Raw genomic sequence first — 6,109 nt, forward strand, 5'->3', positions numbered from 1 at the left:
TCCTACACCGCTTGTTCCAGAACGGAGTGTACATGCCATCTCTTCCGCCTGCTCAGCGGGCGGCTCTCAATGATCTGAATCTTGTCTCCGATCTGGCATGTATTCTCAGGATCATGAGCCATCAGTTTTTTTCTGCGCCGGATATATTTTTTGTACAGTGCATGCTGAACAATGGTCTCACACCGCACGACCACGGTTTTGTCGGTCTTATTGCTGATCACATATCCGGTCAGCATCCGTTTGGTTCCTTGCGATTCTGATTTATTCATTGACCTGCTCCATCTCTTTTTGCCGCAAGATGGTCAGAATCCGGGCAATATTCTTCTTGACCGTAGGAATCCGCTGGGTGTTTTCCAGCTGGCCGGTGGCGTGCTGAAAGCGCAGCTTGAACTTTTCCTGATTGTACTCGGCCAACTTTTTGTGCAGTTCCTTCTCAGTCATATCACGCATTTCTCTTGCCCGCATGATTCATGACTCCTTGAAAACGATTTTGGTTTTGATCGGCAGCTTATGTGCGGCCCGGACCAAGGCCTCCCGGGCCTGCTCCAGGTTCACCCCGGTAATTTCATACAGCACTCTGCCCGGTCGTACTGGGGCAACCCAGCCTGCAGGCGAGCCCTTTCCTTTCCCTTGTCTGGTCTCAGCCGGCTTTTCCGTGTACGGCTTGTCGGGAAACATCCGTATATAGACCTTTCCGCCACGGCGAATGTGCCGCATGATGGCCACCCGGGCGGATTCGATCTGCTTATTGGAAATCCGGCCGTGCTCCAAGGCTTTCAGTCCGATCTCTCCGAAAGAAACCGTTGTTCCCCGCGATGCAGACCCGTTGGTGAAATTACGGTGCTGTTTCCTAAACTTGACTTTTTTGGGACTAAGCATTGGAACTTACCTCGTCGAGAATCTCACCTTTAAATATCCACACCTTGACCCCGATAACACCGTAGGTTGTCTGGGCAATTGCGTATCCGTAGTCTATGTCTGCGCGCAGAGTATGCAACGGCACCCGTCCGTCCCGAAACCATTCGGTCCTGGCTATATCTGCTCCGCCGAGCCGCCCGGCACATGAAATCTTGATCCCTTCAGAACCGAACTTCCGGGCTAAGCTTATTGTCCGTTTCATGGCCCGCCGGAATGCAACCCGACGCTCGAGCTGCATGGCAACGTTCTCGGCAACCAGCTGAGCCTCGGTCTCTGGACGTCGTACTTCATTGACTTCAATGACGAATTCACGTCCGAAATTTTTCTTCAGCTCAGCCTTGAGCTTTTCGATTTCTGCCCCTTTGCGGCCGATGACGATTCCAGGCCTGGCGGTATATATAATGATCCTCACCCGGTCTGCTGCCCGCTCTATTTCCAGCCTGGCTATCCCGGAATGATACAGCTTTTTCTTCACGTACTTGCGTATCTTGTCGTCCTCAAAGACGAATTCAGGATATGACTTGCTGCTGAACCAGCGGGACTGCCAATTCTTATTATATCCTAAACGAAACCCGTAGGGATGGACTTTTTGACCCAAAACCGATTCCTCCTAAAGTTCGTCGACAATCACTGTGATATGGCTTGTCCGCTTGCGGATCCTCGTAGCGCGCCCCATTGCCCGAGGCTTGATCCGTTTCCAGGTTGGCCCTTCGTCTATAAATATCTGCTTCACGTACAATGAATCGACATCCAGGGACGAGGAGCTTTCTGCATTGGACACTGCCGAGTACAGCACCTTGTATAAGGCCTTGGCCGGCTTCTTGCCCGTATACCTCAAAATATTCAGGGCACTTTCAACCGGCTGATTGCGAATATTATCCGCTACGAGTCGAGTTTTGCGCGGTGATACTCGGATGAATCGGGCTCGAGCTTTAACTTCCATGTCATTCCCTCAACAAGCTACTTTTTACGGCCCTTGGCTTGGCTTTTGCGATCCCCGGCATGTCCATGAAATGTGCGGGTTGGTGCAAACTCGCCTAGTTTGTGCCCGACCATATTCTCAGTGACGAATACGGGAATGAACTTCTTCCCGTTATGCACAGCAAAGGTCAGTCCAACCATTTCTGGAATAACCGTTGACCGCCTGGACCATGTCTTTATTACGCTGCGATCCTTGGTCGCCTGGGCAGCTTGCACCTTTTTCAGCACATGATCATCGACAAAAGGGCCTTTTTTTAATGACCGCGGCATGGACCACTCCTATTTTCGCTGTCTCTTTCTGACAATAAATCTGGAAGAAGGCTTTTTCGGATTCCGGGTCTTGTATCCCTTGGTCGGTTTACCCCATGGGGTTACCGGATGCCGCCCGCCGGAACTGCGGCCTTCTCCGCCGCCGAGGGGATGATCGATGGGATTCATTGCCACCCCCCGCACCTTGGGCCGCCGGTTTAAGTATCTATTTCGCCCAGCTTTTCCAATATTGATGCTTTCGTGCTCCACGTTGCCCACCTGGCCGACGGTCGCATAGCACGAAGCCAGGATCTGCCGGATTTCACCCGACGGGAGCTTGACCAGGGCATACTTGCCTTCTTTGTCCACCAGCTGGGCGTAGGCCCCGGCCGAGCGGCACATCTGACCGCCTTTTCCCGGATACAGCTCCAGGTTATGGATGACTGTTCCCTGGGGGATCCGGGAGCAGGGCAAGGCATTCCCGGGAGTGATGTCCGCTTGCTCCCCGGCCATGATCGAATCGCCGACCCGTATACCCTTGGGGGCCAGAATATAGCGTTTTTCTCCGTCCTTGTAATGGACAAGGGCTATACGCGCACTCCGGTTTGGATCATATTCGATGCTGGCGACCTTGGCCGGAATATCCAGCTTGTTCCGCTTGAAATCAATAATCCGGTATCTGCGCTTGTGCCCTCCGCCTTGCCGTCTGGAGGTCATCCGTCCGTAATTGTTCCGGCCGCTCTTACGGGCCAGACCTTCGGTCAATGACGGTTCCGGCCTGTTGGTGCTTATCTCTTGAAAATCGGACCTCGTCTGTGCCCTGCGACCGGGAGACGTCGGCTTGAGATTTCGTACAGCCATAGCTTAGACACCTTCAAAATATTCAATTTTGTCACCTGGGGCCAAGCGTATAATCGCTTTCTTGTATCCAGGCTTGGTTCCCATGGTCCTTCCGAATCTTTTGCGCAGGCGCGGCTTCTGGCGGGAGATATTCACGTTATCCACTGAAACATCAAACGCCTTTTCCACCGCCTGCTTGACCTCTATCTTGTTCGCCGATTTGCTGACTAAAAAGGTCACTTGATTATGAGCGTCCTTCATCTCAGTGGACTTTTCAGTCACTATCGGCTGTATGAGTATGTCGGTGTAATCCATGGCTACTGCAACCTTTCTTGAATATGCTCAACCACCTGGGGGGTTAAAACAACCTTGTTGCTGTTCAGAATGTCGTACACCCCAACCTGATTTTCATCGATCACTTTGATTCCGGGCACATTCCTTGAGCCAAGAGAGAGATTGTTATCTTTTTTTGGCACAACAATCAACCCCTTTTCCAGGCTCAGTGCATTTTGGATCTGAACGAAGTCCTTGGTCTTGTGGGTGGACATACTCATATCGTCGACAACCAGCAAAGCCTGTTCGGACAGCTTGGCACTCAAGGCCATCCGCAAAGCCAGGCGCTTGACCTTTTTATTTACCTTCAAAGAATAGTCGCGCATTTGCGGCCCATGAGTGACTGCACCCCCGGCCCAGAGCGGAGAGCGCACGCTACCGGCACGGGCCCGTCCTGTGCCCTTTTGCCGCCAGGGCTTTCGCCCCCCGCCTCGAATCCGGGAACGGTTTTTGACCCCAACGGTTCCAGCCCTTTTGGCAGCCAACTGGGCCTTGACCACCTGATGCAGGATTTCGGGCCGGACTTCGACACTGAATATCTCTTCCGGAAGCGTGATCTCGCCAACCGGATTGTTCTGTTTATCGATAATATTCACAACTGGCATGGTAAGCCCCTTAGCGCTGCTTGCGGATCATGACGACGGAATTCTTGTGGCCGGGGATTTGTCCCTTGACCAGCAGTATATTTTCATCCTCCCGGACATCAATGACTTCGGCGTTGGAAACAGTAACCTGCTTGTTACCCATCTGCCCGGCCATCTTTTTGCCCTTGAAAACCCGGGCCGGATCAGCGCATTGCCCGATAGCGCCGGGGCTGCGATGCACTTTGTGATGGCCATGGGTAGCCGGGAGTCCCCGGAAGTTCCACCGCTTCATGACTCCGGTGAAGCCCCGTCCTTTGGACTGGCCGCTGACCTTGACCCGCTCGCCAATCTTGAAGAGATGCACATCAAGGGTCTGCCCGGTCTCATACTCGTGTTCGGCATCAGGGCGAAACTCTATCAAATGGCGGTAGACACCGGCTCCCGCCTTCTCTTGATGCCCGCGGAGGGCCTTTGTCTGCTTGGCGGATTTGACGGGCTCAAAGCCGAGCTGCAGGGCAGCATATCCATCCTTTGCTTGGTCCTTGACCTGAATAACAGGACAGGGACCGGCCTCAATCACGGTTACCGGCACGTACTTCCCGTCTTCGGTAAATATGCTGGTCATGCCCAGCTTTCGTCCAATGAGTCCTAACCCATTCATAGTGTCCTCACCTTAAAGCTTAATCTCCACGTCCACACCGGCAGGCAGACTGAGCTTGCCCAGGGCGTCAACCGTCTGCTGCGTCGGCTCCAGCAGATCGAGCAGACGCTTATGGATCCGCATTTCAAACTGTTCCCGCGATTTCTTGTTCACATGCACGGAACGGTTGACAGTTACCTTATGCGTACGCGTCGGCAGTGGAATAGGTCCGGCTATGCTGGCACCGGTATTGTGTGCTGAGTCGACTATCTCTGATACCGCCTTGTCCAGAATGCGATAGTCGTAGGCCTTGAGCTTGATTCTGATTCGATCGCTGTTCATTGTCACCATGGGTTTACGCTCCTACTCCACTATCTCAGAGACCACACCGGCTCCAACGGTTCGCCCGCCTTCGCGGATGGCGAAGCGCAGACCGTGCTCCATCGCTATCGGTACGATCAGTTCAACGTCAAAGGTCGCATTATCCCCGGGCATGACCATCTCTACACCCTCTGCCAAGGTCACCACTCCGGTCACGTCTGTGGTCCGGAAGTAGAACTGCGGACGGTAGCCGGAGAAAAACGGGGTGTGCCGTCCTCCCTCTTCCTTCTTCAGAACATACACCTCGGCCTTGAACTTCCGGTGCGGGGTGATCGACTTCGGACGGGCCAGCACCTGGCCGCGCTCGATCTCGTCCCGCTTCACCCCCCGAAGCAGAATGCCCACGTTGTCACCGGCTTCACCCTGGTCAAGGGTCTTGCGGAACATCTCTACTCCGGTCACCACCGTCTTCCGGGTGTCGGTCATCCCGACCACCTCGATCTCTTCACCGACCTTGATCATGCCCCGCTCAACGCGCCCGGTGGCAACCGTACCCCGGCCGGAAATGCTGAACACGTCCTCAACCGGCATCAAAAACGGCTTGTCCTTGTCCCGCTGCGGCTCCGGCACGTAATCGTCTATGGCATCCAAGAGCTCAAAGATCGACTTGGCGTCTTCGCTGCTCGGATCGTCGCTCTCCAAGGCCTTCAGCGCGCTCCCGGATATCACCGGCACCTCGTCGCCAGGGAAGTCATACTCCGAAAGCAGCTCCCGAACCTCCAGCTCAACAAGCTCCAGAAGCTCCGGATCGTCAACCAGGTCAACCTTGTTCAGGTACACCACCAGGCTGGGTACCCCCACCTGACGGGCAAGCAGAATATGCTCCCGGGTCTGGGGCATCGGTCCGTCCGTTGCCGCCACAACCAGGATCGCTCCGTCCATCTGGGCCGCACCGGTGATCATATTCTTGATGTAGTCGGCGTGGCCCGGGCAATCCACATGGGCGTAGTGCCGCTTGTCGGTCTCATACTCCACGTGGGCCGTGGCGATGGTTATCCCCCGCTCCTTCTCCTCCGGAGCCTTGTCGATCTGGTCGAAGGGAATGAAGCTTCCGCTCTTGTTCTTCATGTGCAGCATCTTGGTGATCGCTGCCGTAAGCGTCGTCTTGCCGTGGTCTATATGGCCCACGGTCCCTATGTTCACGTGCGGCTTACTCCGGGCATACTTCTCTTTGGCCATACCT

Annotated in this window: 12 protein-coding genes; all 12 read right to left on the bottom strand. The window is 54.5% G+C overall.

What is annotated here, in order from left to right:
• Positions 1-2 precede the first annotated feature (2 nt).
• The 12 genes from rpsQ to tuf are packed head-to-tail and all read right to left on the bottom strand — an operon-like array spanning position 3 to position 6,105.
• Positions 3-269 (bottom strand): 30S ribosomal protein S17, encoded by a 267-nt coding sequence (gene rpsQ / locus N902_RS0111235; RefSeq protein WP_027371014.1) that lies wholly within the window; start codon positions 267-269, stop codon positions 3-5.
• Positions 262-465: a 50S ribosomal protein L29 gene (gene rpmC / locus N902_RS0111240; RefSeq protein ID WP_027371015.1), complete on the bottom strand. Its 204-nt coding sequence runs from the start codon at positions 463-465 to the stop codon at positions 262-264. Before rpmC ends, rpsQ begins: the two co-directional genes overlap by 8 nt.
• A gap of 3 nt (positions 466-468) precedes the next feature.
• Positions 469-879, bottom strand: a complete 411-nt coding sequence (gene rplP, locus N902_RS0111245; RefSeq protein ID WP_027371016.1) for a 50S ribosomal protein L16 — start codon at positions 877-879, stop codon at positions 469-471.
• Complete coding sequence (rpsC, locus tag N902_RS0111250; RefSeq protein WP_027371017.1) at positions 872-1,516, bottom strand: 30S ribosomal protein S3; 645 nt, start codon at positions 1,514-1,516, stop codon at positions 872-874. The genes rplP and rpsC overlap by 8 nt, the downstream gene beginning before the upstream one ends.
• A 12-nt stretch (positions 1,517-1,528) precedes the next feature.
• Entirely contained in the window at positions 1,529-1,861 is a 333-nt protein-coding gene (gene rplV / locus N902_RS0111255) for a 50S ribosomal protein L22 (RefSeq protein WP_027371018.1), read from the bottom strand.
• 17 nt (positions 1,862-1,878) lie between these two features.
• On the bottom strand, positions 1,879-2,169 hold the full coding sequence (rpsS, locus tag N902_RS0111260; RefSeq protein ID WP_027371019.1) for a 30S ribosomal protein S19: 291 nt from the start codon (positions 2,167-2,169) through the stop codon (positions 1,879-1,881).
• A gap of 9 nt (positions 2,170-2,178) precedes the next feature.
• Positions 2,179-3,009 (bottom strand): 50S ribosomal protein L2, encoded by an 831-nt coding sequence (rplB, locus tag N902_RS0111265; RefSeq protein WP_027371020.1) that lies wholly within the window; start codon positions 3,007-3,009, stop codon positions 2,179-2,181.
• Between the two features lie 3 nt (positions 3,010-3,012).
• A complete protein-coding gene (rplW, locus tag N902_RS0111270) occupies positions 3,013-3,303 on the bottom strand; it encodes a 50S ribosomal protein L23 (protein ID WP_027371021.1) in 291 nt (96 codons plus the stop codon).
• Positions 3,304-3,305: 2 nt separating this feature from the next.
• Positions 3,306-3,926 carry a 50S ribosomal protein L4 gene (rplD, locus tag N902_RS0111275; RefSeq protein WP_027371022.1) on the bottom strand — a complete coding sequence of 207 codons (621 nt, stop codon included), beginning with the start codon at positions 3,924-3,926 and terminating at the stop codon, positions 3,306-3,308.
• Between the two features lie 10 nt (positions 3,927-3,936).
• Positions 3,937-4,566 carry a 50S ribosomal protein L3 gene (rplC, locus tag N902_RS0111280; RefSeq protein WP_027371023.1) on the bottom strand — a complete coding sequence of 210 codons (630 nt, stop codon included), beginning with the start codon at positions 4,564-4,566 and terminating at the stop codon, positions 3,937-3,939.
• A 12-nt stretch (positions 4,567-4,578) separates the two neighbouring features.
• Positions 4,579-4,896, bottom strand: coding sequence for a 30S ribosomal protein S10 (rpsJ, locus tag N902_RS0111285; protein WP_027371024.1), 318 nt, complete (start codon positions 4,894-4,896; stop codon positions 4,579-4,581).
• Positions 4,897-4,908: 12 nt separating this feature from the next.
• On the bottom strand, positions 4,909-6,105 hold the full coding sequence (gene tuf / locus N902_RS0111290; RefSeq protein ID WP_027370639.1) for an elongation factor Tu: 1,197 nt from the start codon (positions 6,103-6,105) through the stop codon (positions 4,909-4,911).
• Positions 6,106-6,109 lie beyond the last annotated feature (4 nt).

It is taken from the genome of Desulfovermiculus halophilus DSM 18834, assembly GCF_000620765.1.
Taxonomy (GTDB): domain Bacteria; phylum Desulfobacterota; class Desulfovibrionia; order Desulfovibrionales; family Desulfothermaceae; genus Desulfovermiculus; species Desulfovermiculus halophilus.